Genomic DNA, 25,877 nt, shown 5'->3' on the forward strand with positions numbered 1-25,877 from the left:
AAAGGCCGGACGGATAGGAGTTTATCCGTCCGGCTCTTTTATGCTTTTAAAGAATGGTGCGTTTGTTCATCCACTGACTCAATTTAGTAAATAGGGTCGGAGGATTTGGACGTTCAAGATTATTCGGATTGCAAAAAGCAAAGTAATCGACTTTTTCGATAAAGTACGTGAGACGGAGCAGAGCAAACAGCAGGGCCCCGCTCGATCCAAGAGCAAAGCTTAATCCGTAGCCGTTAAATCCAAAAGGAAGAAGCAGGAAGGTGAGTACCGCATTTAAAGAGAAAAACAGGATGGAAGTAATCATCGCACCGCGCCGGTCTTCAAAATAGAGAAGGATCAGCGTCAGCACAAGAACCATCGCGTTTGAAAAGGCTCCGACCGTCGTAAAACGGAAAATCGAAATGATATCGTCCTCAATTGCCACGAAGGAGGTAACGTAGCCAATCGATAAAATGATTACAATCGAAATCAGGCCCTGGCTGCGAACGAGTCGTTCAAGCTCCTGCTTCAAGACGTACTGCATAGATTCCTTCGATGTTTTGATCTGCTGAAGCGTCCCTCCCTGGTTGATATAGCCGTAAAATGAACGATACCGCTCGTAAAAGCGGGTCTCCACCGATACGACAAAGATAATCAGGGTAGGAATAATAGTCAGATACGACCAGAAGATCGCGGTATCATACACCCGGTTATAGACGAACGAGTCGAGAAGAATCGACCTTCCTTCCCCGAACCAGATAATCCAGTTACACACCCAGATACCGACATTGTACAAAAATCCGGTCCAGAACAAGGTCGGGTATTTGTCGAAATAGCTGATGTATTGAAACTGGCTGTCAGATGTATGAAGAGGAAACGTGAGCAGCATCGAAAACAGCAGCCCGAACAAGGTGATAACCATGCCGCTCGTAAATCCGAGTACAAGCATAAAGCTTGTAGCGTGTGGAATGAACGCAAAAGCTTCTGCAGAGCGGCCGAGGAGAAATACCATGCCCACCGCAACCACTGCCCCGGATAAAAAGCTGTAGGCGACAGCCTGATAAAACTTTGCGGCACTTAAGAATAAAAACAGCACCCAGATTAAGTTAATGGTTACAAACAATACGAGGAGCAAAAGCTCATACAAAAATGGAAGAGAGCTGATCCATATAAAGATGAGCCAGGCAGTAACTGCGAGAAGCAGAGTTACTTTTGTCATTCCGAGAAAGGTTGGAAAGACTTTATTTGTCTTTTTCTCATAAAATAGATCCGCGACATATCGCGTAACCACCAGCTGCTGGATACCAAACAGCACCTGAGAAAATATAAACGAATAGGAAATCGATAAGTTGAAAAGCTCCCGTTCCTGCAGCGTTACAGGCAGAAAAACCATGGAAAACCATTGGATCATCGCAATCGTGGCGATAACTACAATCCATGGCCCGGCGGTTACGAGGCCGGCAAAAGCATAGGCTTTCATTCTGGAGGAAAAGTAATCTTCCTGAAACAACTGCTGGAGTTTAAACCCTATGCCGGCCATATTCGAGCCCCCTTTGATGATAACGTTCTGTGTACTCCTGAATAAACTGATGAATCTGGTAATACGCTTCGACCCGGCTCTGCCCGTTGCGGCCGAACTTTTCGGCCTCTTCCGGGTGCTGATAAATCCATTCACAGCGCTGGGCGACCTGCTCCGGGTTCACCGGAGGCACTACAAAGCCGGCCGGCCCATATGGATCGCCTTCCCGGCCGTGAATCAGCTCGGAGCAGGAGCCTACATTTGTAGCGATAAAAGGGAGGCCTGCTGCCATCCCTTCAAGAACGGCCAGTGGCTGTCCTTCAGAAATACTTGTCAGCAGACATACATCAAACGTTGGCAGGTAATCGGTAATGTTTACTTTTCCGACTAGAAAGACGTGGTCCTGGAGCCCAAGCTGGTCGACGAGCCGACGGCACTCACCGGCATACTCGAGATCTTCATCCAGAGGCCCCATAATAGTGAGTTTAAAAGGGACAGACCGGCTTTTTAAAATGTTACCGGCATGAATCATCGTCTTAATGTCTTTAATAGGAACAACACGTACAATAGCGCCGATATGAACATAGGATCGATGATGCTTATCTTTTTCTACAAGCGATAAGCGGGCATAGTCAATGCCGTTCGGAATGATTTCAATCTTAGCCGGATCAGCCCCAATATCCTCCTGCAATTCGCCGTTGCGGGCAAACAGGGTGATTACATCATCCGCCTCTTTGTATGCCTGACGGGAAAGGTGGTGGAAAAACGTGATCCAGCGCTGTTTGTAGTAATCCGGTATCCAGTCAGCCTGAAGAATTTCTTCCTCACGCTCCCGGGAATAAATGCCATGCTCGGTCAGAAGATAGGGAATTTCCTGCTGTTTTTTAATAGCTGCAGCTACCATACCGGCATAGCCTGTCGAGGCTGAATGCACAATATCAAGCTCAGGAAACGAAAATTGAAGCAGTTCGATCACGGGCGCAAACATGCCGCGCCACATCCAGAAATAATCGATAAACGAACCGGACTGCTTTTCTTTATCGTAGCTCTGCTGCACTATTTCCCAGAACAGGCTGCTTGAGAAAAAGTTTTCTGTGCCCCCGAGCTTTTGTCCGAGAGCAAGAAGAGCGTCCGAACGGACTGACTCAAACATCATCCATTCGGTAATCGCTTCTTCATCCTCCGGCGTTAAATGGAAATTCCGCTGCCGTCTCGGCTGCTGCATATTAAGCGGAAGATTCAGGACCTGCGAAATGTTGCCCGGCAGCTCATAACGGTAATCTTCCGGGGAGATCGGCTCTGGAGTGATAGCGATGATGACGAATTCATGCTCAGGCATCTGCTTTACGAGCATCTGCACCCAACTGGCCACCCCGCCGCTGACGTACGGATAGCTTCCTTCTACAACCATGCCTATTTTCATGACGCATCATCCTTTAGTGGAATTTCAGCCTGCGGGTCTTCGAGGGTCAGCCGGTACAATGTGCCGGAATCACCGTAGGCTTCAATGGAGCCGAAGTCAAAGCTCCCTGTTTCAATGGAGGTCCCCTTTTCAACACGAAGCATCATGGTGGAAGGTTCAAGCAGATCTTCTCCCTGAATTACGATCCGGTTTTCCTCATACATAACGTCAACGCTTGAAGCCTGATAGCTTTTCATTCGTTCGGTTGCCTGTGCCTGGGTCATGCTGTCGAGGTACGGATAAGTGTCTTCGACAAAAACTGCCATATCTTCAAACTGGGCTTTCATATCTTCCCAGCCTCCCCCGTAAGCCCGGTCCGGGTCAAGCACATCATCCGGGTGAATAAAGTGGGAGAAGACACCGAAGTTTGCAATTGCGTCTGCCTGAATGAACTGAGAGTCGGGACTTTCCCAATACCCGCTGGAGACACGCGGGAAATGGTAAATCGACGGATATTCTTCATCTTCTTCAAACTCCTGAATGAAGCTTCCTTCGCCTTCGCCGGTATAGAGAGAAGCAATTGTGTTAATGCTTGGGAGAGCTTCATGAATCGCTTCAATTCCGGTTCTGTTCAGTACGTTGGAAGGAGGCACGTACGTTTTAAATTCCTCTTCAGGATAGTAATGCTGAAAGACTTCCTCTACCCGTGTCAGTGACTCCTCCATTTTCTCCTGGCTTTCCCAAGGTCGGTATAAAAGCTCGGGATCCATCGGTTCGTCTTCGGTTACGAGCGGCTGGTGATTGTACCCGTGCAGTCCGATCTCTCCGTCGTGGCGGTAGACATTTCTGCCGAAGAAAAGCAGTGGAAAGCGGTCATTTTCAATAAGCTCTTCGGCCGTAGCATCCATTCTATCTTCATATGTCCCGATGATTAATCCAGTATACGTCAGGTCATGGTCCATGCCTATTTGTTTCATATCCTCCCACCAGACATCAGCGTAAAAATCCTCCACAGACATATTGTATTGACTGGCAATTTGTTCGTTCTCCTCTGTCGGAGCGGGAGCAGGGAAGTCGTCAATATGGGCCATTTTAATGTCAGCCTGACTGCTTGCAAAAGCAGGAGGCAGAATAGATAGTGACTGCAGCATCATCCCCCGTGAGTTTTTTATTTCCATGGAAGTTGTGTTCCAGAAAAGCGTTTTTCCGTCCCCGTATTCATTTGTCCACATCAGTGGGTCGCCTTCGGTGGATAAATAAGGCTCCGCTCCTTCACGCAGTGTTATGTTGGCGATGCTGTGGGAAAACAGGGTAGAATCTGAACCAAGATCGGTATAGCCCGGAAAAAGCTCCTGCTCAAAGGTAAGGCCCTGCCGGTTGCTAAAATCATTCACGTCGTCAATGCCGAGCATTTCATTATATCTTGTATCAATAAAACGAGCGCCAATGTAGAGACGGCCGCCCTCTTCGACGAAGGATTCTATTTCTTCAAACGGCCATTCTTCAGCATGCTCGCCGGCGAGAACAAGCACATTGTAAGGAGAAGGCTCGAGATCTGCAATTTCGTCCCGGGAAATTTCGGTATGCGGCACTTTAGCATAATCGAGGGCATGCTCAAAGTTATTTAACGTATTTTCAGAAAGGTCACTGTCGTTTTTGTGAATGTAGACATTCATTTCTTCACCCGCCGTTTCCGCGTTGCCGGCATCCATCGTTTCTGTTTCTTCCGCTGTGTTTGAGGCTTGATGGGGGAGCCACAGCTGAAAACGCTCGAGCCGGATAAACTGGAGAATAAGAAGAATACTTAAAATAACGACGAAGAGCCCGATCGTTGACTTCATCATCTGTTTTTTCATGAAACGATCCCTCCCATCTGCCGGACAATATACTGGCGGTTTTCCGGTATTTTTTCTGCAGCTACATGTTCATTCATTTGAGAGAGAACTTGCTCTATCCCGGCCCAGTCTTTTTGATTATAGTAGTATTCGATTAAGTTTAAATAACCATCGGCTTCATGCGGGAAAGCCTGAAGCATATACATGTACGTATTGACGGCCTGTGTTGGAGAACCTTGCTGCAGATAGATGTCTCCAAGCTGGTTGAAAACCTCCATATGATCCGAAAAGTCTTTGGCCGCCTGTTCTAAAAACTGAAGATACACATAGCGGAGGTGCTCCTGCGAATGATCGTCAAGCAGGCGGCTGTCGAGGTAGCCGCGATACACTCCCATCAATCTGCTGAGAGTCTCTTCGCTGTGAAGGTGTTCATGCTTCGTTTTTGCTGTATCAAGACTTTTTTCATAGCGGTCGACAAGCAGATTCATTGTCGTCGCAGCATAATGGACGGTCTCTGAATCATCGTTGTTGAGTCCGAGATTCAAATACTTTCCTTTATCCGAGATGTTGGAGTTAATCAGCTTCAGCATTAAGCTTTTGCGGTCCGGCTGGTTATCGTTTGTAAATGCCTCCATCAAGGGAGTGAGGTTTTTATTGTCTTTGGCTTCATAGCGAAGATGCTCCAGGTTAATCGGCTGAAACTTCACGTATTCTGTATAATCAGAGACAATTTTGTTTGAATCCACCCGCCTCGAAGCCCACCAGGCAAGAAGACCGAAAGCCTCCCCGAGCAAAGGAAGAAAGCAGCTGATCAGCACAATCCATATAACAGCTCCGTACTGATCCGGCTGGAGTCTTTTTTTCGCAGCCTTCGCCGCAGCAAATAAAATACAGGCGTGAACGATGTAAAAAAGAATCACGAGTATCGTTGGCTGTATAAGGTTACCCAGCATGAGTGCCTCCTTTTTCTTTTAAGGCTTTTTTGATTCGTTTTTCAACCACTTGAGCGTTTTCAGCATCGGTGCCGGGCAGGAGGAAGTAGAGAATACTCTGTCTGGCATCAAAGCCGATAATATCTATTTCACGCAGGTAGGTCCGCAAAATAACTTCAGCTTCAGCAACAGACATTCTCTCGAAGCGGTCAAACTGAATGGCTACTGTGCTGTAAGGAACGCCGTACTCTTCCTGGCGCACCTCCTGCTGGGCCACATGAGCATCAAAGGCATCTTTATAGTAGACATTTGTTCCGGGAAGCATTTGTTTCTCTTCGTCCTTGGCCTGCCATTCACGTGCTTTTTCAATACGGTTGGAAATCCAGTCAAGCACAAAGGACATGATTTGGATTTCATGAGTAGTAAGACGGGAGAAATCGAGCTGGTCGATAATCAGTACTTCCTGGATTTCTTCGTTATAAACGATTGGCCCTGCAATTACCGGGGCATTTTTTTCGTCTTTGACGTTTCGCAGCGTGATTGCCTTTTCCGTAAACAAGCGTTGGTAAAAGGATGATTCTTCGCTTAAAAATACAGTTTGCGGCAGTATCTGGGAGCTTCCCTGACGCACTCTCAGCCGAAGGGATCTTTTCGACGAATCCACATGATAAATCGCAATATCATTAGCTTTAAATAAATCTGCGATAATCGCGATCGCTTCATTTCGCACAAGCTCCGGCGTAGGCTGGTCGAGCTTAATGCCGACCTGGTAAATCTGAGCAAGAGTATGCTCGGAGTCCAGTACTTTTTCCTGCATAACCCGTTGGGAATCCTCGAGTTCTTTAATGGTTTTGGTCAGTTCTTTATTATCATCCCTTAATTCATCCTGGGTGTACGTAAGACTTTCATAGCGCTCCCGGTAGGACGAGCTGTAGAGGCCGCATATAACAGCGAGAAGCAGGGAAAACAATAAATAAAGGTAGTCCCCGGTATCATAAAACAGAAGGAACAGATCATCCCCTGCTGTAAATGTGGCAATAACGTGATACACAAGAATAGTGAAAAAACTCAGGATGGCAATATTAATGCCGTACCGCAGAGAGAAAAACAAAATAACAAACAAAAATGGGTTAAGTGTCCAATCAAGCATTCCCAGCTGGAATACCTGGTCGATGATCCCCAGTACAAGAACGACAACGAGCAGCTCCACAACTTTTCTCCACACATTTTTCTGCGTGTAAATCATCCCATCACCTCTTCAAAAAGTTATATTAGATTTATGTACCATATTGCCATTACCGCACCATCAGAGTAAGATTAATGAAACTTTGTACTTACAAAAGAATTGAAACTGTGATGATAAGGGTTCAATGACATGGTTCATAAATCCCTGCACTTAAAAAGGACCGGTCCTAATTCTGTGCTTCAAAGCTTGATTATTATCTATAAGGAGGAGCATTATGGGTATTATCTCACAAAAAATGATTTTTGTTACAAATTTTTCTCTATTTTTTTATGAGTCTTTTCTAACTAAAATAAAACCCGCTTCTAGCGGTACTTTCCCGCTGACGAAAATGAAAAATTACAAAATTTTTTACGATTCCCCAAACAAAAATATAATCAGGGAAATGAAAAATTATGATGTGGTAATCATTGAACCGGTGTATTATTCCAGACAGCAGGTAAAAGCCATTCAACAGGCGGGAACGAAAGTTTACGGTTATATTAATGCAATGGAAGCGGATCGATGGAATGAGGCTTTGTATACACAGATGGAGGAAAAAGATTTTTTTCACCGCCATGGAAGCCGCGTATATTATAAACAGTGGGATTCCTACCTTATGAATATGGACGAAGAGCATTACCGGCAAGTTCTTTTGAATGAAGTCACAAAGCAGGTTCACGCCAAAGGGTGTGACGGTGTATTTTTAGACACGGTGGGAAATATCGATGACGAGCATGAAAACGAATCTGAAATACTGCGTACACAGCGTGCCGCGATGGCTGTGTTTATGCAAAGCATTAAAGATAAGCATCCGCACCTCGCCCTCATTCAAAACTGGGGATTTGATACGCTCAGTGCTGTCACGTATCCGTTTGTAAACGCCGTCATGTGGGAAGGGTTTGAGTATTCAGCAATTGTAGGGGATGAATGGGCGCAGCAGAAAATTGCCAAATTAAAAAAGCTGCGGAAAAAACACAAAATTCAAGTAATGACGGTGTCGGGGCGTGAAGAGAAAGAAAGCCGGCAGTACGCAGAATCTAAAGGGTTCTGCCATTTTCATTCCCCGCGTGGATATAATGTCTGGGAGTAGAGCAGAAAATCAAAGCAGTAAAGAGTTTTACAGATAATAGTATTGTTATTAACAAGAAAATGATGTAGTTTGAAAATAATAAATAACCAAATTTTGGGGGGAGATCAGCAATGATTCTGGTAACCGGCGGTGCGGGATATATAGGAAGCCATATTTGTGTAGAGCTATTGGAGGAAGGTCACGAAGTAGTAGTTATTGATAATTTTTCCAACAGCCGCTCCGTTTCGCTGGAACGGGTGGAGGAAATCACAGGAAAAACTCTTGAATATTTCGATGTGGATCTGCTGGACCGCAAAGGAATGGAGAGCATATTTGAAAAATTTAATATTGAAGCAGTCATTCACCTGGCAGGGCTGAAGGCGGTCGGGGAGTCTGTGGAGATCCCGCTCAAATACTATCATAACAATATTACGGGCAGCATTATTTTATTAGAAACGATGAAAAAATATGATGTGAAAAAGATGATTTTTTCGTCTTCGGCTACTGTGTATGGCACACCGAAAACAAATCCAATTACGGAAAACTTTGAGCTGCAGGCGACGAATCCCTATGGCAATTCAAAACTGATGATTGAAGATATTCTCCGGGATCTTTACGTGTCCGATCACGAATGGAGTATTTCCATTCTACGGTATTTTAATCCTATCGGCGCACATCCAAGTGGACGCATCGGAGAATCTCCAAGCGGTATACCAAACAACCTGATGCCGTATATAACGCAGGTGGCAGTAGGAAAGCTTCCGCAGCTGAATGTGTTCGGCGATGATTACCCAACAAAAGACGGTACAGGAGTGCGGGACTACATTCATGTTGTAGACCTTGCGAAGGGTCATTTAAGCGCCCTGCATAAATCGATGGAAGGGCCGGGTATTGGAGAGTTTAATCTTGGCACCGGCCAGGGTTACAGTGTGCTGGAATTGGTGGAGGCCTTCGAAAAAGCATCCGGCAAGAACGTGCCGTATGAAATACGGGATCGGCGTCCGGGTGATATTGCTGTCTGCTATGCCGACCCGGCCAAGGCCCGTAATGAACTGGGATGGACCGCTCAAAAAGGAGTCGAGGATATGTGTGAGGATTCCTGGCGCTGGATTAAAAATAATCCAGAGGGTTATCCGTCTGTGTAAATAGTAATGACTTAAAAAAAGCCTGGTATGCCAGGCTTTTTTGCTTATATTTCTAAATTTAAGATAAATTTCTAAAAAAATGTACTTTATATGTATAAAATATAGTTCTTTAAGCACGGTACTTATTGCTGGATTTGCAGTATAATAAAGGAAATAATGAATGGATGTTCACTCATACATATGCCGGGGGACCGGCATAACTAAATAAATGGGGTGAGCAGGATGGTTATGAAGTGGTTTAAAGCCGCTGTCATTCTGGTATTTTTGCTTGTTACCTGTTTCTCGTTCCCGGTTCAGGCGGATGCTGCGAGCTCAAAGTACGTAGTGAAAGGCAACACTTCGAGTAAAGTGGTGGCGCTGACTTTTGATGACGGTGCGGATGGCACGAATATTTCCAGAATTCTTCAGACACTGTCGACCCACAATGTAAAAGCTACGTTTTTCTTAACTGGTACTGGTACGAAAGATCACCCGCAGTCTATTCGAAATATCGCAGCTGCTGGGCACCAGCTCGGTAATCATTCATATTCCCATCCTGATTTCACTACCATTTCCACAACGAAAATGAAAAAGGAGTTAGCAGATACTGAAGCCCTGGTAAAAAGCACTACCGGTAAATCAACCAAGCCAATCTTTCGGGCTCCGTTTGGCGCCACTAACTCTACAGTTCTTAAAACAGTGGGAGATGCAGGCTATACGCATACTCTTCACTGGAATATTGATACGATTGACTGGAGAGGACTTTCAAAAACACAGGTGTTGAATAAAGTAGTCAATAATATTGAACCAGGTTCCATCGTATTAATGCACACCGGGGCAGGAGCGCCTGGCACGCCAGCTGCACTGCCGGAAATGATTACCAAACTAAAAGCGCAGGGATACAAATTTGTAACGGTCTCTGAGCTTCTGCAAATCCAGGGTTCGCCATCGACCGGGGGAGCTTCTTATACTGTGAAATCGGGAGATACGCTATACAGCATCGCGAACCGCAATGATGTGAGCGTGACAGAGCTGAAAAAAGCGAACGGCATTCCGACAAGCTCGAACGTTATCCGGGTTGGCCAGGTATTGAAAATCCCGGGCAAAGGGACTACTACTCCACCTCCTGCTGAATCCGGCTCGTATACCGTGAAATCCGGGGACACGCTGTACAGCATCGCAAACCGCAACGATGTGAGCGTGACAGAGCTGAAAAAAGCGAACGGCATTCCGACAAGCTCGAACGTTATCCGGGTCGGCCAGGTGTTGAAAATCCCGGGTAAAGGCACAGTCTCTCCGCCAGCCTCATCTACTACGTACACCGTAAAGTCAGGTGATACGTTGTACAGCATCGCAGGAAGATACAATACTACTGTCCAAAAAATCGCTGCGGACAATAACATCTCCAATACTGGTGTAATCAGTATCGGTCAGAAATTAAAAATCGCTTCGTAATAAAAGGTTGAACGTAAGCCCTGTACGGGTAAAAGAGAAGCAGACCGTAAGAAAAGGGAGGTTTTCTAATGACCGAAATTACGTTCAAACCAGAAAAAGGCACACACACTACGAAAAGCAGCGATGGTCATAACATTCAGTACACGATCAATTTCGTGGAAAAAAATAACGAACGGGCTGTACACGTGAATTACGAAACGAAGGACCGGCTTACACCGCAGGCTGGAACAGTACTATTTGAAATGGGACAAACAACGATAGAGCAGCGTGGAGTGGTTTTTAATTTAGATGGTACGCTTGAAAAAGGAGAAAACGAATAAACCGGCTGACTTTTTCAGCCGGTTTTATTTATTTAAAAGGAAAAATGATTACAACTAAGGGCGTTCTTTAATCAGCAAAGCTATGCTGGTCCTTAAACAAACGAGCTTTTTCTTAAAATACTCGTTTCCTTCTTGACACATAAAAAAACAAAGCGTAATATTATCTTCAATTAAAGATAATTGAATTAAGGATATGATGAGCATGAGCAATCCTATGAGCGGGCAGGACCTCGCTTTAAAATCATTAGTCGTGTTATCAAGAGCCAATCATGCAGTAGAAGAAAAAATAAGGGAGGATATACGTGCACATGGTTTGAATCCTACCGAATTTGCTGTGCTTGAGCTTTTGTATCACAAAGGAGAGCAGGCCATTCAGCGCATCGGAGAAAAAATTCTACTGTCGAGTGGAAGCATGACCTACGTTATTGATAAACTCGAAAAGAAAAAATATCTTTTCCGGACACGGTGTCCGGAAGACCGGAGAATTATTAATGTACGTATTACAGAAGAAGGCTCTGCCTTGATGGATGAGATATTCCCCCGTCACCAGGCAGCTATTCAGGAGATGTTCAGCGTGCTTGATGACCAGGAAAAAGAAACATTTATAGCTCTGCTGAAAAAATTAGGTCTCTCTCTCGAAAAATAAATTTTTTTGCGTTAATATCTTGAATTAAAGATATATGGTTTCGAAATAATAGTGAAGGGAGAGTGAATATGAGGAAAAAAACCGTTGGTATTCATCACATTACGGCTATCGTAGAAAATCCAAAAGAAAATGTCGCCTTTTATTTAGAAATCCTTGGTTTAAGGCTTGTTAAGAAAACTGTGAATTTTGATGATCCCGGCACGTATCATCTGTATTTTGGTGACAGTGAAGGTTCGCCGGGCACCATTATGACGTTTTTCCCGTGGAATCAGGCACGTAGAGGCCGGACGGGCAGCGGCCAGGTGGATACCACGGTGTTTGCTGTTCCTAAAGGGAGTCTTGCCTTCTGGAAGGAACGCCTCACCGCTCTCGGGGTGAAAGTCGAACAATTCGGAAGATATAACGAGACGTACCTTCGCTTTCAGGACCCACACGGCCTTCATCTGGAGCTGACGGAACGTCCGCCGGCGGGGAACAGTTCTTCCAGGGTGCCTGATGGTTACGCTATACAGGGATTTGCCGGGGCGGTACTGAATTCCGGGGCACCTCACCAGACAGCTGATCTTCTCGGGCAGGTGATGGGTATGAAGTATGTGGGACAGGAGGGGACGTATCTCCGTTTCCAGACCGAAGCTCCTTTCGGGAATACCATTGAGATCAGTACAGCACCCGTTCCAAGGGGAGAACTCGGGACAGGTACTGTGCACCATATAGCTTTCCGGGCTCAGGACGACGCGGACCAGCTCGAATGGCAGCAGCACATGACGGCCCATGGCTACGCAACTACGGAAGTGAAGGACCGTGATTATTTCAAAGCCATCTATTTCCGGGAGCATGGTGGTCTGTTGTTTGAGATTGCGACCGATCCCCCGGGATTTACCCGGGACGAGCCGTTCGAACAGCTGGGACAGGAATTGAAGCTGCCGGTCTGGCTGGAGCTAAGGCGGGAGCAGATTGAAGCGTCACTGGAACCGGTGCATGCATCAGAATAAAGGAGGATTATAGTGAAACACATTTTTCAGCAGGGAACTGACCAGAGCAAACCAACATTCATGCTTCTTCACGGGACAGGGGGAACAGAAAACGATCTATTACCGGTGGCGGGAATGATAGATGATTCCGCTTCAGTGCTTGGGGTGCGCGGAAATATTACGGAAAATGGCATGCCAAGATTCTTTAAACGATTGGCCGAAGGCGTGTTTGATGAAGAAGATTTAATGAAACAGACGGAGGAGCTTTATGGATTTATAGATACCGCTTCTGCAGAGCATTCCTTTGACCGGAAGAACGTGGTGGCTGTTGGGTATTCCAATGGCGCCAACATTGCTGCGAACCTGCTCTTTCATTACGAAGAGCCGGTAAAAGGGGCGGCTCTTTTTCATCCGATGGTGCCCCGCCGAGGCATACAGCTTCCGGATTTAACAGGCCTGCCTGTGTTTATAGGAGCGGGAAAAAATGACCCGATCTGCCGCCCGGAAGAAACAGAGGAACTGGCGAAAATGCTTGAAGCAGCTGGTGCTGAAGTCACCCTGCATTGGGAGGCCGGCGGCCATCAGCTGACAAGAGAAGAAGTGGAGCAGGCGGCTGCCTGGTATAAACGCTCGGTACTTTAACTTAATTGACTCTCGTGTGTGAATGGAGCACGCATCCTTATACCAGAAAGCATGCAGGAATAAAAGAAATGGTGGTGCACGAAAGTGGGACTATTTGATTTTTTGAAACAAAATACAAGGAGCGATGAAGCAATGGAAAACGTAAAAGTAGCAGTCATTTATTACAGCGCAACAGGCACAAACTATACAATGGGACAATGGGCCGTGGAAGGTACAGAAGCAGCCGGGGCGGAAGCGAAGCTCGTCCGTGTTCCGGAGCTTGCTCCTGACGAAGCGGTACATGCAAACCCGGCGTGGAAGCAGCATCTCGAAGATACCTCCCACATTCCTGAGGCCACACTTGCTGATCTGGAATGGGCAGATGCCTTTATTTTCAGTATGCCGACGCGTTTTGGCAACCTGCCGGCGCAGATGAAGCAGTTTATTGATACTACCGGCGGCCTGTGGATGAATGGTCAGTTGGTCAATAAAGTTGTAAGTGGCATGTCCTCCGCCCAGAACCCACATGGCGGACAGGAAGCCACAGTGAAAAACCTATATACGACGATGATGCACTGGGGAGCCATTATCGCTTCTCCGGGCTACACAGATCCAGTCACGTTCGCTTCCGGCGGCAACCCTTATGGGACGAGTGTAACGGTCGACCAGGAGGGCAACATGCAGGAAGACATTGAAGAAGCCGTCAAGCATCAGGCGAAGCGTACAGTGACAGTAGCTTCATGGGTGAAAAAAGGTATGGAGCAGCAGTAGTCAAAAAGGGGCGCACGCGCCCCTTTTATATGGAATTTAATAAAGCATTAGGAACAAAGGAGGAACGCAGGGTGGAAGGAATCAGAGGACTGCACCACGTAACAGCTATTACGAGCAGTGCAGAAAAAAATTATGAGTTCTTTACGTACGTATTAGGCATGAGACTTATCAAAAAAACCGTCAATCAGGACGATATTCAGACGTATCATTTGTTTTTTGCTGATGATGAAGGAAATGCCGGCACAGATATGACTTTTTTTGATTTTCCAGGTATCCCTAAAGGCACACATGGCACAAACGAGATCGCGCGAACATCGTTCCGGGTGCCAAGTGATGAGGCTCTGGCATATTGGGAAAAACGATTTGACCGAAAAGATGTTAAGCACCAGGGCATTTACGAACGCTTTGGCAAAAAACGTCTCCCATTCGTTGATTTTGATGAACAGCAGTATGAACTTGTTTCTGATGAAAATAATGAAGGAGTGCCGGCAGGAAAGCCGTGGAAAAGCGGTCCTGTCCCAGATGAGTACGCGATTACGGGGCTTGGGCCCATTTATGTCCGTATCGATAACATTGACTATTTTAAAGAAATGATGGAGCGAGTGCTCATGTTTAAAGAAATCGGACATGACGGCTCATTTCGTTTATTTGAGGTCGGAGAAGGAGGAAACGGCGCCCAGGTGATCGTCGAATACAATGCGGTTCTTCCGCCGGCACGTCAGGGCTACGGCACTGTGCATCACTCGGCATTCCGGGTGAAGGATCGCGAGGAACTCGACGCCTGGATCCAGCGAATGGCGGATTTCCGCTTCCGTACATCTGGGTACGTGAACCGGCATTATTTTGAATCACTTTACTCTCAGGTGGCACCACAGATTTTATTTGAATTTGCGACGGATGGACCGGGATTCATGGGAGATGAACCATATGAGACCCTCGGAGAAAATCTCGCCCTGCCGCCGATGCTCGAGCCGCAGCGCGAACAGATCGAGGCGTCTGTGCGGCCGATTGATACAGTAAGAAGCACGAAAACATTTGAAAAAGAATACAATGACTAAGTCAACGCCTTCGGCCTCCGGGCTGGAGGTTTTTTTATGAATCATCTTTGCCTGAAAAATGGAAAGTATAGTAAGCTGGTAAAGAGAAGTCAGAACGCATCTCCATTCAGAAGGGCAGAGGTAAAATGAAAAAAGACATCTATGTGGTGGGAGCAGTCATTTACGACAAAGAGTGGATTCTTTGCGCTCAGCGCGGGCAGACGAAAACTCTTCCACTGAAATGGGAATTCCCGGGCGGGAAAATTGAAGCAGGGGAAACGCCGGAGCAGGCGCTGCAAAGAGAAATCAGGGAAGAAATGAAATGCGGTATCAGTATTGAAGGCAAAATTGAGGAAACAACGCATGAATACGATTTCGGGATTGTGCACTTAACCACGTTTTATTGCAGGCTTACTGGAGAAGAACCGACACTTACGGAACACCGTGCAATCAAATGGGTACATAAAGAAAGTCTGCATGAATTGGACTGGGCGCCGGCAGATATTCCTGCCATTCATAAAATTACTCAGTAGTTTTTATTACAAACATAGGCAGGAGATTGATGATGGATACAGTACGTCAATTACAGGAATCGTTATACCGCGGCTTTATTGACCAGAGCAGCTACGAGCGCAGCCCTTATGCACCAAAGCTTTTGATGAATGATAAAAAAAAGCATGAGGAGGTGCTCGCTACACTTGTTCATGAATTGCAACGGTGTGAATCTTTTTTCTTTTCCGTCGCCTTTATTACAGAAAGCGGCCTGGCCACCCTGAAAACACACCTGCTGGAGCTGAAGGAACGCGGTGTGCATGGGAGAATACTTACGTCCACCTTTCTGCAGTTTAATCAGCCGAAGGTCTTTCAGGAGCTGCTGAAAATTACGAATGTGGAAGTGCGCTTAGCGGAAATTGACGGGTTTCATTCCAAAGGGTATGTATTTAAGCATAACGACCACTATTCGCTGATGGTCGGGAGCTCGAACCTGACGGTGCATGCGCTGAAGGTGAACTACGAATGGAACATTAAGCTGCATTCTCATGAAAACGGAGAGGTGATTCATCACTTCCGGGAGCAGTTTGAGGATACCTGGTCGCAGGCCATACCGTTGACAAAGGAATGGATAGAAAAGTATCAGCAGCTGTATCGCCCGCAGGCCCAGGAGAAGATTGCCGAGCTTTCTCCAGCCTGGATTGACCGGAACGCAATGAAGGAAGCACTGGAAATCAAGCCGAATAAAATGCAGCAGGCAGCTTTGAAGGAATTGGAGGACTTGAGAACAGCCGGGCAGCAAAAGGGGCTCGTCATCTCAGCAACAGGTACCGGAAAAACGTATTTAGCCGCATTCGATGTACGAAAGTACCGGCCCCGAAAGATGCTGTTTATCGTACACCGGGAGCAGATTCTCCGGAAAGCAAAGGACGACTTCGCCGAAGTTCTCGGCGGCCGCACAGAGAATTTTGGGTTATATACCGGCGCCGGCCAGGACACGGAGGCCCGCTACGTGTTTGCAACGATACAAACAATTTCAAGGGATATTCACCTGCAGCAGTTTGACCTTGAAGCGTTTGATTATATTTTAATCGATGAAGTACATAAAGCAGGGGCTGCATCGTATCAAAAGGTTATCGATTATTTTCAGCCATCATTTTTACTTGGTATGACAGCGACACCGGAGCGAAGCGATGATGTAAATATCTTCGCTCTGTTTGACTATCAGGTGGCTTATGAAATACGGCTGCAGGAAGCGCTTGAAGAAGAAATGCTCTGTCCTTTTCATTATTTTGGGGTGACCGATTATGAGAAGGACGGAGAAGTGATTGATCAGACGACAGATTTGAGCCGGCTTGTGTCGGAGGAGCGTGTAGAACACCTGCTCGAAAAAATCCATTATTACGGTTATTCCGGGGAGACGGTGCGTGGACTGATTTTCTGCAGCCGGAACAAGGAGGCAGAAGAGCTGTCAGCCCTCATGAACCAAAAAGGGCGGAATACCGTAGTGCTGACGGGTGCCCATTCGCAGGAGGAGCGGTGGAAGCAGGTGAACCGTCTTGAAAACGGCGTGATTGAATATATTATTACTGTGGACATATTCAATGAAGGCATTGATATACCGGGTGTCAACCAGGTTGTCATGCTCCGGCAGACGCAGTCGAGCATTATCTTTACCCAGCAGCTTGGGAGAGGTCTCCGCAAGGATCCCGCCAAGGATTTCGTAACCGTCGTGGATTTTATCGGCAATTATAAAAATAACTACCTGATTCCGGTGGCGCTCTCCGGCGACCGTTCGCTGAATAAAGATCATATTCGGCGGCGGATGCAGACCAACAGCTTTGTTCAGGGCGTTTCCTCGATTAATTTTGAAGAGGTTGCCAAGAAGAAGGTGTTTGCTGCTATCGATCAGACGAACCTGCAGGAAATGCGAAAGCTGAAGGAATCTTATATGAATGTGAAGCAGCGTATCGGAAGGATGCCGCTTTTAAAGGATTTTCTGCAGCAGAATGCCGTGGATCCGGAGGTGATCACTTCTAAATATGGAAGCTATCACCGTTTTCTGGGCAAATTGAAGGAAGAGGTCCCCCGGCTGTCTCCGCTTGAGGATCAGCTCCTGTATCTCATTTCGGCGGAATTTATTAACGGAAAACGCCTGCATGAAGTGGAAGTACTTCGGCATCTTCTCAAGCATGGCCGCATTACCACGGGAGAAATAGAGCATATTGTGCAGGCGTCAGGGGACGCTGGAACAAAGGCAGCGGCCGTCTCAGTGAAGAGGCTTTTAACGACGGATTTTTTCACAGATCCTTATCAGAAAAGGTACGGCAGAACCCCGTTGATTGAAGAGGCGAAAGGAACCATCATGTGGCACGCAGCGATGAAAGAAGCGCTCGCCGGTTCACCCTGGTTCAGCGTGCTCGTGGAAGACGTGCTTTCCTGTGCGGAACTGAAGAATGAACAATACGGCAGGCCGCCGTTTACGCTGTACCAAAAATATTCCCGTAAGGACGTATGCCGGCTGCTGAATTGGGAAAACGATGAAAGCTCAACCATATATGGGTATAAAACGAAATACGGCACCACTCCTATTTTTATTACGTACCATAAGCCGGAAGACGTGGAAGCAAATATTAATTACGAGGATGAGTTTATTAGCCGCAAAGAGCTGCAGTGGTATACAAGGAGTAACCGGACCACTGCCTCCAGGGAAGTTCAGGAAATTATCGATGCAGATAAACACGGTAACCGCATTTATATCTTTGTGAAAAAAGATGATGATGAAGGCCGTGAGTTTTATTACATGGGCGAAGCACGCCCGCTGAAGCACACGGAAGAAGATACATCCATGCAGGATAAAAACGGAAAATCAATTCCGGTTGTGCGGTTGAAGCTTCAATTAAATGAAGAAATCGATGCTGATCTGTACCGTTACCTGCACAGTGATTAAAATACAAAACAAACTGAGCATGCAGTACTTAATCTTCTGGCTTCTTTAATAGGCTGTTGAATAATACTAAGCTTCTCTTCGTTCCTTGAGCTTCCACAGCCCTGGAAGTGGCACGAGTCGTACAGGAATAATTTCGTCTTTTGAATAAGCTTCTAAAGAGGCCTCCTCTCTCATCAGGGAAACGTACACAAGCCTTTCATTATGCAGAAAAGCCATATGAGACTTTAATCGTTCTGTTTGGGCGGGAGTAAGGTGAAGAGTGAAGGGCTGGTTGCTTTTTAGTCGTCTATCTACAGGGGCACCCGCCAAATGGTTAAACTCCTTAAGTGTTTTTTCTGTTTTGTAATCGAAAATGCTCCGCAGCATAGATTCTTTCCCTCCTTTAGCTGAAATACAGCAGACAATGTTAGAGATATTGATTATTCGCTTTTCTTCTGGCTGTTTGTGTTTAGGCGGTCCCAAAGCAGCAGTCCATAACAGGAAACGCCGCAGAGAAGTGTGAAAAATATGGCCATATTAGTGTCTGTCCTTTCTTACTTGTTTTATCTTAAAAATACAAAAAGCCAGAAAAAGAGCTCACACCCTTTTTCTGGCTTTTGGCCCGGTTATTGGCCAGGCCACTGTTGCCAATTATGCAGTTAGTGCGGAAGCAGGATAGCTGATAGCAATTCGTTCCTTTTCGTTTCAGAATTGACGATCAGCTTTTGAACTGATGCCTATATGAAATTCGGAAGAAAGTGTAAATATTCATTCCCGCTATTAAGGCTTTTTGAAGATATGCTACACATATTGCCATATTCTTTGGTTATTAAACATATCATATGCACATAAATAATTATGGTAAAATATGTTAATAGATTGGGAGCTTGAAGAAGCATTTTTATTCTAAGCTTACTGGTGGGGAGGAGATCATGATTGGAAGTTCATGGCCGGTGATTCACATAGACGGAGAAATAAAAAAGTTCAGCATTGCAGCGTTAGGTATACTTGCTACGCAGTGGGTGCTTTTTCTTACTGGTTTTTATACTATACTGCCCCAGGCTCCAGCAGAAAAAATATTCATTTCTGCCTGGGTGGTTTCCGCCGGCGTGGGTGTTATTGGCGCTGCATGGGAGTGGAGGAATAACCAAAGATTTTCAAGGCTGCTGCTGATGCTTGCTGTTTTAAATGGCCTCTTCGCCTGGGCGGCTCATGGCCTGGGAAGTATGTAAAACAGCTTGCTTTTTTCAGATTTAACGTACATGGAATATATCTATTTTATTACTCTGCTTCCCGGACTAGGCGGCTCTTCCTTAGGGTATAGAAGAGCAGGTAGACTGGGAGGAGGAGTATTTAATGAAAAAGAACGCGCTGGTGACTGGCGGGAATCGCGGTATTGGACTGGAAGCCTGCCGGCAGTTAGCTCAAAGCGGCTTCAAAGTATGGCTTGGAGCAAGAGACGAGAATGCGGGAAGAGAAGCAGCAAAAGCATTACAGGATGAAGACCTCGACGTGCAGTTTATTGCACTCGATGTCGGTCTCCCTGATATGGTGGAGGCGGTAAAAAAACAAATTCTGGATGAAGACGGAAAACTTGATGTGCTTGTAAATAATGCCGGAATTTTTCCGGATCAAAAGCAGTCTATCGTTGATATTGAACCAGAGACGTTCGAAGACATTCAATTAACAAATTACTTCGGCCCGTTTTTTACGATGAGGAGCTTTATGCCCTCCATGCTCGAAGCAGGCTATGGACGTATCGTAAATATAGCTGCTGAAATCGGAGTTTCCGGCACTATGGATGCCCCGATGGGCGGCGCGTATAAATCCTCTAAATACGGATTAAATGCTCTGACACGGCTGTTCGCCGGAGCGGTGCGGAAAAAAGATGTAAAAGTGAATTCGGTCAGCCCGGGATGGGTACAGACTGATTTGGGCGGAGAAAAAGCTAAGCGAAAGCCGGCTGAAGCAATGGAAGGTATTTTGTGGCTTGCCCAGCTTGACGAAGATGGACCAAACGGAAAGTTTTTCCGTGATAAGGACGAACTGGATTTTTAAAGCAGGCGCACCTCCCGGAGTGCGTTTTTTTATTGAAAAAATTCTCTCATTAACCACAAAAATACCTCCACCTTAATCTGTGGTGGAGGTATCCTCTGCATCGTCGTTAATGATGTTAACTATCTGCTGTGTGGCCCGGCGGCCTTCGTCGGTGTCCTGGAGCTGAAACACATGAGGCATTTCCGGATACTCATAGTAGTTGATGGGAATGTTTTTCTCGTCAGTAATCTCAGAAAACTTCCGGGCATCCGCAAGAAACAATTCATGAGTGCCAACAATTAAAGTCATATCTCCAAGTCCGGTCATATCTCCATAAATCGGACTTACCATCGGATTTCTCAAATCGGCGTCTCCGGCATAGGAAGCTCCGGCGTTCAGCAGCCATTCCAGATCAAGAAAAGGATCTGCCGAAGTTAAATCCTGGATGCCGGGATTTGTCATGCTGACGTCAAGCCACGGAGAAAGCATAATAATATCTCCCGGCTGTTCGATGCCCTGGCGGTTTAGCTCTTGGGCAAAGGCGAGAGCCAGTCCTCCGCCGGCGGAGTCCCCCATAATGATAATATTTTCAGCTTCTGTGTTTTCAAGTGTCTGCATATAGAGAGGCACCAGCTTTTCGAAGGTCTCTTCATGTTGATGCTGCGGGGCTTTTGGATAAACAGGAAGCATTACCGTGCTATCGGTCTGATCCTGCACTCCTGCAAGCCACTGAAAATGACGGGGGTTCGGCTGACTGACATAGCCGCCCCCGTGCAGATAAATGATTTTCTTTTCTGCGGGCTGTTCGTTATCGAGTACATAGTTGTCCATGCCGTTTAATGTCATTTTTTCGTAATCGTAACGGGCCTCAGTTTCTTCGGGAAGCTGGTACTCCGGCCTGTCCGGATAAGGCCCGTCTTTGCCGGTTGAGCCGTCAGCAAGGTTTGTCACTACGGACATTACCGAGCGGTCCTCGTGCCAGCTTGTGTAAAGGATAAACGCAGAAAATCCTGCAGCGAAAAGACCCAAAAGGCTTAAAATCCAGTAATGTAATTTTTTCTTTGGTGTTTGTCTTTTCATGCATCGACCTTCCTTAAAAATTGCTTCGTAAGAGCCAATACGTATTATCTTAACACAGGTATTTGATTGTTTACAGTTTTCGGTCCAGAAGGAGGCCGGGGTGTTATTTGCCGATAAGAAATGGCGCTTTGTTTTTAATTAAATATACGAAAGGCACACTGATGATAAGCGTAACTACAGTAAACATAATTCCCCATAAAGAAGTAATAGGCATAGGATTGCCTTCAATACCGAAGCCGTATTGAAGCGTGATACGAATGATGGCGAAAATCATAAAATGTAAAGCAAAAATGATCAGTGAGTTCTGTCCCAAATAACTGAGGATGCGGCTTTTTCCTGCCAGACGGAAGCTTAAAAATAAAATACCCGCAATGCCGAGCAGAGAAGTGGAAATGAAGATAGGAATAGACTCGTATTCCCCGGAGCGCATGTCGATCCGGTTCGTAAATTGAATGAGCGGATAAATCAAACTCAGTGTTACGGCCGCCGCCACCCAGCCGAAGGAGTGTTCGAATATTTTTGTGTGGGCCTTTAATAAATAACCGAGTCCAAAAAATAATACAGCCACAGTAGCTACTTGAATGCTCCATGGGAGCATGGAGTCAAACCAGCGCGTGGAAAAATATCCTGCCGCAGCGACAGCAACAATGCTGAAAACGCGGACAATGTTCCACGGCACGTATTTGAGCAGCAGGTAAAAGCCAACCTCGACGACAAACAGGCAGGTCAAAAACCATATAGCCGGATTGTAGGTGAGCAGGTAGTTGTCTCCGGCAGAGTAAAAGATACCAAGAGCGGGAATAATAGCGTCAACGTCATCTTTACCCAGAAGAGGACGCTCGAGAAAAAACCAGAATGTATATGTAATGATGGAGAAGGTAAAATAAGGTATAAGCAGTGAGCGGCCTTTTTTCCTGGCGAAATCGACCGGCCGAAGATCAGTATAACCGCCTTTAAATGTAACCCCGGATAAAAGAAAGAACAAAGGCATATGAAAGGCGAAAATATACTGGCGTAGAATATCATCAATAGGAGCGTGCCCGAGGACAACGAGAATTATGCCGAGACCTTTGGCAATATTCACCCATTCAAAGTGCTGATTCATCATTATCACCTGCGTCAACTGTTAATTTTAGTGTCAGAAATGCTGAAAGATACAGCATATCACGGAGAAAAAGCGAGAACTATCGCAAATGTATGTAAAAAAGTAAAAGGAGCTGATATCAAAAACAATATACTATCTCACATACCCTGTATACTGCCATTGTATACGACGAACTGAAGCAATACCGCAAATAACCGCAGAAAGGGGTCTAACCTCATGCAGGAATTCCGTCTCACAAAAATAAAGCTCGAACATTCAGCGAAAACGATCAATATTTCACGGGGATCGCTGACTATTTATGACGATGAAGCCAGTATATGGTATGCCGAGATTGAACAGCCTTCAGAGTTGGAATTATTACATGAATGGAAGAAAAAAGATACAGAAGAGGAAGTGGTTTTTTTTACTGATGGCCACAGCGCAAGAATCGGCTTCGCTAAAGTCACCAGAGTAACAGAAAGCAGCCCGGGAGTGAGTGTGAGCTTTAAAGGAAGTGGAGAACTGAGGCTCCTGGGAAGCAAACAGTAATAAAAATACCTGTGGGACTGAATGAGCGCTTATACCGGCTGCCCTTCACACAGCTGAAAGATAGAAAAGAATGTAAGCGCTTTAAATCACTTTTAAAATGTGTGAAAATAGGGAAAACAATAAAACACAGACCCGGAGTAGAAGTCTTTGGAACTCATTAAGGGGGGCGTTACCGATGAAGGAGTATCGCTTAACGAGACTGAAGTTTGAACACGCACAAACACCATTGACGTTCGATAAAGGACTTTTAACTGTATATGATTACGAGCCGGCAGAAGTGTGGTATGTAGAGCTTGAAAACCCTCATCACATCGAGCTGTTTGAAGAAATGTATGAGAACTGTGATGTACGCAGCATGATTTTTTATACAGAACGAAACAGTGCACGGATCGGCAAAGCGAACATTACCAGGGTATTAAAAAGCGACGGGAAGGTAAGCGTCAGTATTAAGGGCGAAGAAGCATTAAAGCTTGTAGGAAGTTAAACAGCCGGTGCCCGGGAAATGTCCCGGGTCTTTTTTTGCTCCTTGGGTAAAAAATGGTTCTGGAAGGGCCTGAACGGGAAAGAAAAAAGCAGAACACAGAGAATGACAGAATGGAAGATGACACATGCTGATAGATATAAAAAAGGAATGGGAAAAAATCATTGGCCCGTTCGCGAGCGAACGTTTGACGGGAGGGTTCAGCCACCACACCTTTTTGGTTACCCAGACGTCGAGACAGCGTGTATTGAAAATTGAGAAAGGGCGCGGCAGTTATCTGCGTAGGGAGTATGAAGTGCTCGAACAGCTGCAGGGCGGATCCTTTCTCCCGGATCCAGCGGGCTGTCTGGAATCAGAGGGCTATTTTTCATTTATGCAAAGCTATCACCGCGGAGAAAATATCTCTAAACTGCCGCCTCACTCTTCCCTCTGGCTTGAAGCCTATAAAAAGCTTGCTGCCGTGCTTGCTTCTGAGGTACACAGCCGTTCTGGGAAGGTTCGGGAGTATGACCGGAATGCGGAGCCTTTGCAGCTGGGTATAGATACGCTGCCTCCACGGGGCATGCATCAGCAGGCTGTAGAAGCCTGGGAGGCACGGACACCTGGGGAAATTACGTTCGTTCACGGAGATGCGGGGCCGCACAATATGATTCTGAACGAAAGCCATAGAGCAGTCCTGATCGATTGGGAGTGGGCCGGATGGAACGATCCGATGATAGACATCAGCTGGGCATTATGGAACGCAGCATTCCACGCCCCTGAAAGGTACAGCGAACTCCGTCGTGCATTTTTAGAGACGTACGTAAATATTCGTACAATGAAGATTACAGATGAAAACATTAAAGCCTATAGTCTTGCTGTGATTTACCGGGCGCTTGGCCGGGTAAAACGTTCTCCGGAAGCTATTCAGCGCCGATGGATCAAACGGCTGGAATGGACATTGACCAGCAATTGGGAAAAGGGGGAAACGCTGTGAACATTCAACCAATGAAAGAAATTGACTGGCAGAAGAAAAAGGATTTTTTTGCCACCTGCTGGGAAACAAATGAAATGCATGTTAATAATCAAACGTATGTACTGCCGGAGCTTGAAGGATTCTGTGTCCAGGAGGAGGGCGTACTTGCCGCAGCGATTACTTATACATACGAAGGCAGCATCGGTTTAATTGTGTCTTTGGACAGTATAATTGAGAAACAGGGACATGCGAGCCGCCTGCTTATGTATACAGAAGAGTATTTAAAAAAAGCGGGAGTGAAAGACCTGCGGGTCGTTATTACAAATGAGAATGAATACGCGCTTCGTTTTTACCGGCGCCGGGGCTTTCAGCTGGCGAGTGTACATGTTGATGCCGCCAGAAGAGCGCGGGAGGATAAGCCTTCCATCCCGCTTGTCGGTGTGAACGGGATAACTATCCGTGACGAGTGGCATCTAAGAAAATGGTTATAGCAGAAGAGAGCCAGGCATCATTATGCCGGCTCTCTTTTTAGGACCCAAATATCGGGGAAGCTCCCTGTTCCTCGCATAAATTATAAGGAAGACAGAGCGGCATTCCGGAACGGGGGTCTTTAATAATATCGCTTTTAATACCAAACACTTTTTCGATAATTCCTGCTTCCATCACCTCGTGAGGTGTACCGGTCTTTACAACATTACCGTGTTTGATGGCTACAATATGGTGAGCGTAGCGGCTGGCATGATTCAAATCATGCACGACCATCACGATCGTCCGGTGCTCCTGGACATTTAGCTTTTCAAGAATGTTCAGCACTTCCATCTGATGGGCCATATCGAGAAAGGTGGTAGGCTCATCCAGGAACAGGGTGTGGGTTTCCTGGGCCAGAGCCATGGCAATCCACGCCCGTTGGCGCTGCCCGCCGGATAAATGATCAATTGGGCGGTGGGCGAATTCGCGCATGCCGGTGATTTCAATTGCCCAGCCGATCATTTCTTTATCATGGGCTTTTAAGGAACCAAAACCGCGCTGATGGGGGGCCCGACCGTACGTTACAAGCTCCGTAACCGTTAAGCCCTGCGGCGCTTCAGGGTTTTGGGGAAGAATGGCCATCTGTTTGGCGAGTTCTTTTGTTTTTTGGCTGTGAATGGAGCTGCCGTTTAAGTAAACGACACCCTTCGAGGGCTTCATCAGCCTGGAAAGGGCCTTTAGAATGGTAGACTTTCCGGAACCATTTGCGCCGACGAGCGCGGTAATTTTACCAGAAGGAATCTCAATATTTAAATCGTTTACGATTGTCTGCTGATCATAACCAATATGGAGTTGATCTGTTTCGATCATCGCATAAACATCCTTTCAGGGTGATA

At 46.2% G+C, this 25,877-nt stretch carries 26 protein-coding genes; 17 read left to right on the forward strand and 9 right to left on the reverse strand.

Annotated features, from left to right (window positions below; translation table 11 throughout):
- Positions 1–46 precede the first annotated feature (46 nt).
- From pelG to ACTRXG_RS10970, 5 genes are read right to left on the reverse strand one after another with little or no spacing between them, the layout of a single operon-like run.
- Positions 47–1,519 carry an exopolysaccharide Pel transporter PelG gene (pelG, locus tag ACTRXG_RS10950; protein WP_474278863.1) on the reverse strand — a complete coding sequence of 491 codons (1,473 nt, stop codon included), beginning with the start codon at positions 1,517–1,519 and terminating at the stop codon, positions 47–49.
- Positions 1,500–2,921 carry a GT4 family glycosyltransferase PelF gene (gene pelF, locus ACTRXG_RS10955; protein WP_474284959.1) on the reverse strand — a complete coding sequence of 474 codons (1,422 nt, stop codon included), beginning with the start codon at positions 2,919–2,921 and terminating at the stop codon, positions 1,500–1,502. The genes pelG and pelF overlap by 20 nt, the downstream gene beginning before the upstream one ends.
- Positions 2,918–4,756, reverse strand: a complete 1,839-nt coding sequence (locus tag ACTRXG_RS10960) for a DUF2194 domain-containing protein (protein ID WP_474284960.1) — start codon at positions 4,754–4,756, stop codon at positions 2,918–2,920. Before ACTRXG_RS10960 ends, pelF begins: the two co-directional genes overlap by 4 nt.
- Positions 4,753–5,688 (reverse strand): tetratricopeptide repeat protein, encoded by a 936-nt coding sequence (locus ACTRXG_RS10965; RefSeq protein ID WP_474284961.1) that lies wholly within the window; start codon positions 5,686–5,688, stop codon positions 4,753–4,755. The genes ACTRXG_RS10960 and ACTRXG_RS10965 overlap by 4 nt, the downstream gene beginning before the upstream one ends.
- Complete coding sequence (locus ACTRXG_RS10970; protein WP_474284962.1) at positions 5,678–6,913, reverse strand: hypothetical protein; 1,236 nt, start codon at positions 6,911–6,913, stop codon at positions 5,678–5,680. The genes ACTRXG_RS10965 and ACTRXG_RS10970 overlap by 11 nt, the downstream gene beginning before the upstream one ends.
- 382 nt (positions 6,914–7,295) lie before the next feature.
- Here ACTRXG_RS10970 and ACTRXG_RS10975 point away from each other — a divergent pair, with 382 nt between their 5' ends.
- The 11 genes from ACTRXG_RS10975 (at position 7,296) to ACTRXG_RS11025 (ending at position 18,348) form a co-directional block, all read left to right on the forward strand.
- The gene (locus ACTRXG_RS10975) at positions 7,296–7,982 is read left to right on the forward strand and encodes a glycoside hydrolase family 191 protein (RefSeq protein WP_474284963.1); all 687 of its coding nucleotides are present in this window, start codon (positions 7,296–7,298) and stop codon (positions 7,980–7,982) included.
- A 110-nt stretch (positions 7,983–8,092) separates the two neighbouring features.
- Positions 8,093–9,106 (forward strand): UDP-glucose 4-epimerase GalE, encoded by a 1,014-nt coding sequence (gene galE / locus ACTRXG_RS10980; protein WP_474284964.1) that lies wholly within the window; start codon positions 8,093–8,095, stop codon positions 9,104–9,106.
- Positions 9,107–9,334: 228 nt separating this feature from the next.
- Complete coding sequence (locus tag ACTRXG_RS10985) at positions 9,335–10,540, forward strand: LysM peptidoglycan-binding domain-containing protein (RefSeq protein ID WP_474281816.1); 1,206 nt, start codon at positions 9,335–9,337, stop codon at positions 10,538–10,540.
- A gap of 68 nt (positions 10,541–10,608) precedes the next feature.
- Positions 10,609–10,860: a hypothetical protein gene (locus ACTRXG_RS10990; protein ID WP_462865091.1), complete on the forward strand. Its 252-nt coding sequence runs from the start codon at positions 10,609–10,611 to the stop codon at positions 10,858–10,860.
- Between the two features lie 193 nt (positions 10,861–11,053).
- On the forward strand, positions 11,054–11,506 hold the full coding sequence (locus tag ACTRXG_RS10995; protein ID WP_474284965.1) for a MarR family winged helix-turn-helix transcriptional regulator: 453 nt from the start codon (positions 11,054–11,056) through the stop codon (positions 11,504–11,506).
- A 68-nt stretch (positions 11,507–11,574) separates the two neighbouring features.
- Positions 11,575–12,498 carry a ring-cleaving dioxygenase gene (locus tag ACTRXG_RS11000; protein ID WP_474284966.1) on the forward strand — a complete coding sequence of 308 codons (924 nt, stop codon included), beginning with the start codon at positions 11,575–11,577 and terminating at the stop codon, positions 12,496–12,498.
- Positions 12,499–12,510: 12 nt separating this feature from the next.
- Positions 12,511–13,119: an alpha/beta hydrolase gene (locus tag ACTRXG_RS11005; protein WP_474262505.1), complete on the forward strand. Its 609-nt coding sequence runs from the start codon at positions 12,511–12,513 to the stop codon at positions 13,117–13,119.
- A 132-nt stretch (positions 13,120–13,251) separates the two neighbouring features.
- Positions 13,252–13,869 (forward strand): NAD(P)H:quinone oxidoreductase, encoded by a 618-nt coding sequence (gene wrbA / locus ACTRXG_RS11010; RefSeq protein ID WP_474262504.1) that lies wholly within the window; start codon positions 13,252–13,254, stop codon positions 13,867–13,869.
- A gap of 71 nt (positions 13,870–13,940) precedes the next feature.
- Positions 13,941–14,927 (forward strand): ring-cleaving dioxygenase, encoded by a 987-nt coding sequence (locus ACTRXG_RS11015; protein WP_474284967.1) that lies wholly within the window; start codon positions 13,941–13,943, stop codon positions 14,925–14,927.
- A 125-nt stretch (positions 14,928–15,052) separates the two neighbouring features.
- Positions 15,053–15,439 carry a (deoxy)nucleoside triphosphate pyrophosphohydrolase gene (locus tag ACTRXG_RS11020; RefSeq protein WP_474284968.1) on the forward strand — a complete coding sequence of 129 codons (387 nt, stop codon included), beginning with the start codon at positions 15,053–15,055 and terminating at the stop codon, positions 15,437–15,439.
- 29 nt (positions 15,440–15,468) lie between these two features.
- Positions 15,469–18,348, forward strand: a complete 2,880-nt coding sequence (locus tag ACTRXG_RS11025) for a DEAD/DEAH box helicase (RefSeq protein WP_474284969.1) — start codon at positions 15,469–15,471, stop codon at positions 18,346–18,348.
- 66 nt (positions 18,349–18,414) lie between these two features.
- Here ACTRXG_RS11025 and ACTRXG_RS11030 read toward each other — a convergent pair whose 3' ends face one another.
- Positions 18,415–18,714: a hypothetical protein gene (locus ACTRXG_RS11030; protein ID WP_474284970.1), complete on the reverse strand. Its 300-nt coding sequence runs from the start codon at positions 18,712–18,714 to the stop codon at positions 18,415–18,417.
- Between the two features lie 545 nt (positions 18,715–19,259).
- On the opposite strand from ACTRXG_RS11030, the gene ACTRXG_RS11035 reads away from it, so the two are divergent.
- The gene (locus ACTRXG_RS11035; protein ID WP_474284971.1) at positions 19,260–19,559 is read left to right on the forward strand and encodes a hypothetical protein; all 300 of its coding nucleotides are present in this window, start codon (positions 19,260–19,262) and stop codon (positions 19,557–19,559) included.
- Positions 19,560–19,683: 124 nt separating this feature from the next.
- Entirely contained in the window at positions 19,684–20,385 is a 702-nt protein-coding gene (locus ACTRXG_RS11040) for an SDR family NAD(P)-dependent oxidoreductase (RefSeq protein ID WP_474284972.1), read from the forward strand.
- Between the two features lie 72 nt (positions 20,386–20,457).
- On the opposite strand, the gene ACTRXG_RS11045 is transcribed toward ACTRXG_RS11040, so the two are convergent.
- Positions 20,458–21,444 (reverse strand): alpha/beta hydrolase fold domain-containing protein, encoded by a 987-nt coding sequence (locus tag ACTRXG_RS11045; protein WP_474284973.1) that lies wholly within the window; start codon positions 21,442–21,444, stop codon positions 20,458–20,460.
- A 103-nt stretch (positions 21,445–21,547) separates the two neighbouring features.
- Positions 21,548–22,552, reverse strand: coding sequence for an acyltransferase family protein (locus ACTRXG_RS11050; RefSeq protein WP_474284974.1), 1,005 nt, complete (start codon positions 22,550–22,552; stop codon positions 21,548–21,550).
- Positions 22,553–22,765: 213 nt separating this feature from the next.
- Between ACTRXG_RS11050 and ACTRXG_RS11055 the strand changes: the two genes are divergently transcribed.
- The 4 genes from ACTRXG_RS11055 to ACTRXG_RS11070 all read left to right on the forward strand — a co-directional run bounded on the left by ACTRXG_RS11055 (position 22,766) and on the right by ACTRXG_RS11070 (position 25,004).
- Positions 22,766–23,077, forward strand: a complete 312-nt coding sequence (locus ACTRXG_RS11055; RefSeq protein WP_474284975.1) for a hypothetical protein — start codon at positions 22,766–22,768, stop codon at positions 23,075–23,077.
- 175 nt (positions 23,078–23,252) lie between these two features.
- A complete protein-coding gene (locus tag ACTRXG_RS11060; RefSeq protein ID WP_322526122.1) occupies positions 23,253–23,561 on the forward strand; it encodes a hypothetical protein in 309 nt (102 codons plus the stop codon).
- A 124-nt stretch (positions 23,562–23,685) separates the two neighbouring features.
- Positions 23,686–24,534 (forward strand): phosphotransferase family protein, encoded by an 849-nt coding sequence (locus ACTRXG_RS11065; protein ID WP_474284976.1) that lies wholly within the window; start codon positions 23,686–23,688, stop codon positions 24,532–24,534.
- Entirely contained in the window at positions 24,531–25,004 is a 474-nt protein-coding gene (locus tag ACTRXG_RS11070) for a GNAT family N-acetyltransferase (RefSeq protein ID WP_474262494.1), read from the forward strand. The genes ACTRXG_RS11065 and ACTRXG_RS11070 overlap by 4 nt, the downstream gene beginning before the upstream one ends.
- A gap of 37 nt (positions 25,005–25,041) precedes the next feature.
- On the opposite strand, the gene ACTRXG_RS11075 is transcribed toward ACTRXG_RS11070, so the two are convergent.
- The gene (locus tag ACTRXG_RS11075; protein WP_474284977.1) at positions 25,042–25,851 is read right to left on the reverse strand and encodes an ABC transporter ATP-binding protein; all 810 of its coding nucleotides are present in this window, start codon (positions 25,849–25,851) and stop codon (positions 25,042–25,044) included.
- Positions 25,852–25,877: the final 26 nt, after the last annotated feature.

Source organism: Marinococcus sp. LNSP9103-4, from assembly GCF_056034345.1.

Excerpts from the sequence above, each read along its gene's own strand:
- pelG (WP_474278863.1), bottom strand. The coding sequence starts at position 1,519 with ATGGCCGGCATAGGGTTTAAACTCCAGCAGTTGTTTCAGGAAGATTAC.
- pelF (WP_474284959.1), bottom strand. The coding sequence starts at position 2,921 with ATGAAAATAGGCATGGTTGTAGAAGGAAGCTATCCGTACGTCAGCGGC.
- ACTRXG_RS10960 (WP_474284960.1), bottom strand. The coding sequence starts at position 4,756 with ATGAAAAAACAGATGATGAAGTCAACGATCGGGCTCTTCGTCGTTATT.
- ACTRXG_RS10965 (WP_474284961.1), bottom strand. The coding sequence starts at position 5,688 with ATGCTGGGTAACCTTATACAGCCAACGATACTCGTGATTCTTTTTTAC.
- ACTRXG_RS10970 (WP_474284962.1), bottom strand. The coding sequence starts at position 6,913 with ATGATTTACACGCAGAAAAATGTGTGGAGAAAAGTTGTGGAGCTGCTC.
- ACTRXG_RS10975 (WP_474284963.1), top strand. The coding sequence starts at position 7,296 with ATGAAAAATTATGATGTGGTAATCATTGAACCGGTGTATTATTCCAGA.
- galE (WP_474284964.1), top strand. The coding sequence starts at position 8,093 with ATGATTCTGGTAACCGGCGGTGCGGGATATATAGGAAGCCATATTTGT.
- ACTRXG_RS10985 (WP_474281816.1), top strand. The coding sequence starts at position 9,335 with ATGAAGTGGTTTAAAGCCGCTGTCATTCTGGTATTTTTGCTTGTTACC.
- ACTRXG_RS10990 (WP_462865091.1), top strand. The coding sequence starts at position 10,609 with ATGACCGAAATTACGTTCAAACCAGAAAAAGGCACACACACTACGAAA.
- ACTRXG_RS10995 (WP_474284965.1), top strand. The coding sequence starts at position 11,054 with ATGATGAGCATGAGCAATCCTATGAGCGGGCAGGACCTCGCTTTAAAA.
- ACTRXG_RS11000 (WP_474284966.1), top strand. The coding sequence starts at position 11,575 with ATGAGGAAAAAAACCGTTGGTATTCATCACATTACGGCTATCGTAGAA.
- wrbA (WP_474262504.1), top strand. The coding sequence starts at position 13,252 with ATGGAAAACGTAAAAGTAGCAGTCATTTATTACAGCGCAACAGGCACA.
- ACTRXG_RS11020 (WP_474284968.1), top strand. The coding sequence starts at position 15,053 with ATGAAAAAAGACATCTATGTGGTGGGAGCAGTCATTTACGACAAAGAG.
- ACTRXG_RS11025 (WP_474284969.1), top strand. The coding sequence starts at position 15,469 with ATGATGGATACAGTACGTCAATTACAGGAATCGTTATACCGCGGCTTT.
- ACTRXG_RS11030 (WP_474284970.1), bottom strand. The coding sequence starts at position 18,714 with ATGCTGCGGAGCATTTTCGATTACAAAACAGAAAAAACACTTAAGGAG.
- ACTRXG_RS11035 (WP_474284971.1), top strand. The coding sequence starts at position 19,260 with ATGATTGGAAGTTCATGGCCGGTGATTCACATAGACGGAGAAATAAAA.
- ACTRXG_RS11040 (WP_474284972.1), top strand. The coding sequence starts at position 19,684 with ATGAAAAAGAACGCGCTGGTGACTGGCGGGAATCGCGGTATTGGACTG.
- ACTRXG_RS11045 (WP_474284973.1), bottom strand. The coding sequence starts at position 21,444 with ATGAAAAGACAAACACCAAAGAAAAAATTACATTACTGGATTTTAAGC.
- ACTRXG_RS11050 (WP_474284974.1), bottom strand. The coding sequence starts at position 22,552 with ATGATGAATCAGCACTTTGAATGGGTGAATATTGCCAAAGGTCTCGGC.
- ACTRXG_RS11055 (WP_474284975.1), top strand. The coding sequence starts at position 22,766 with ATGCAGGAATTCCGTCTCACAAAAATAAAGCTCGAACATTCAGCGAAA.
- ACTRXG_RS11060 (WP_322526122.1), top strand. The coding sequence starts at position 23,253 with ATGAAGGAGTATCGCTTAACGAGACTGAAGTTTGAACACGCACAAACA.
- ACTRXG_RS11065 (WP_474284976.1), top strand. The coding sequence starts at position 23,686 with ATGCTGATAGATATAAAAAAGGAATGGGAAAAAATCATTGGCCCGTTC.
- ACTRXG_RS11075 (WP_474284977.1), bottom strand. The coding sequence starts at position 25,851 with ATGATCGAAACAGATCAACTCCATATTGGTTATGATCAGCAGACAATC.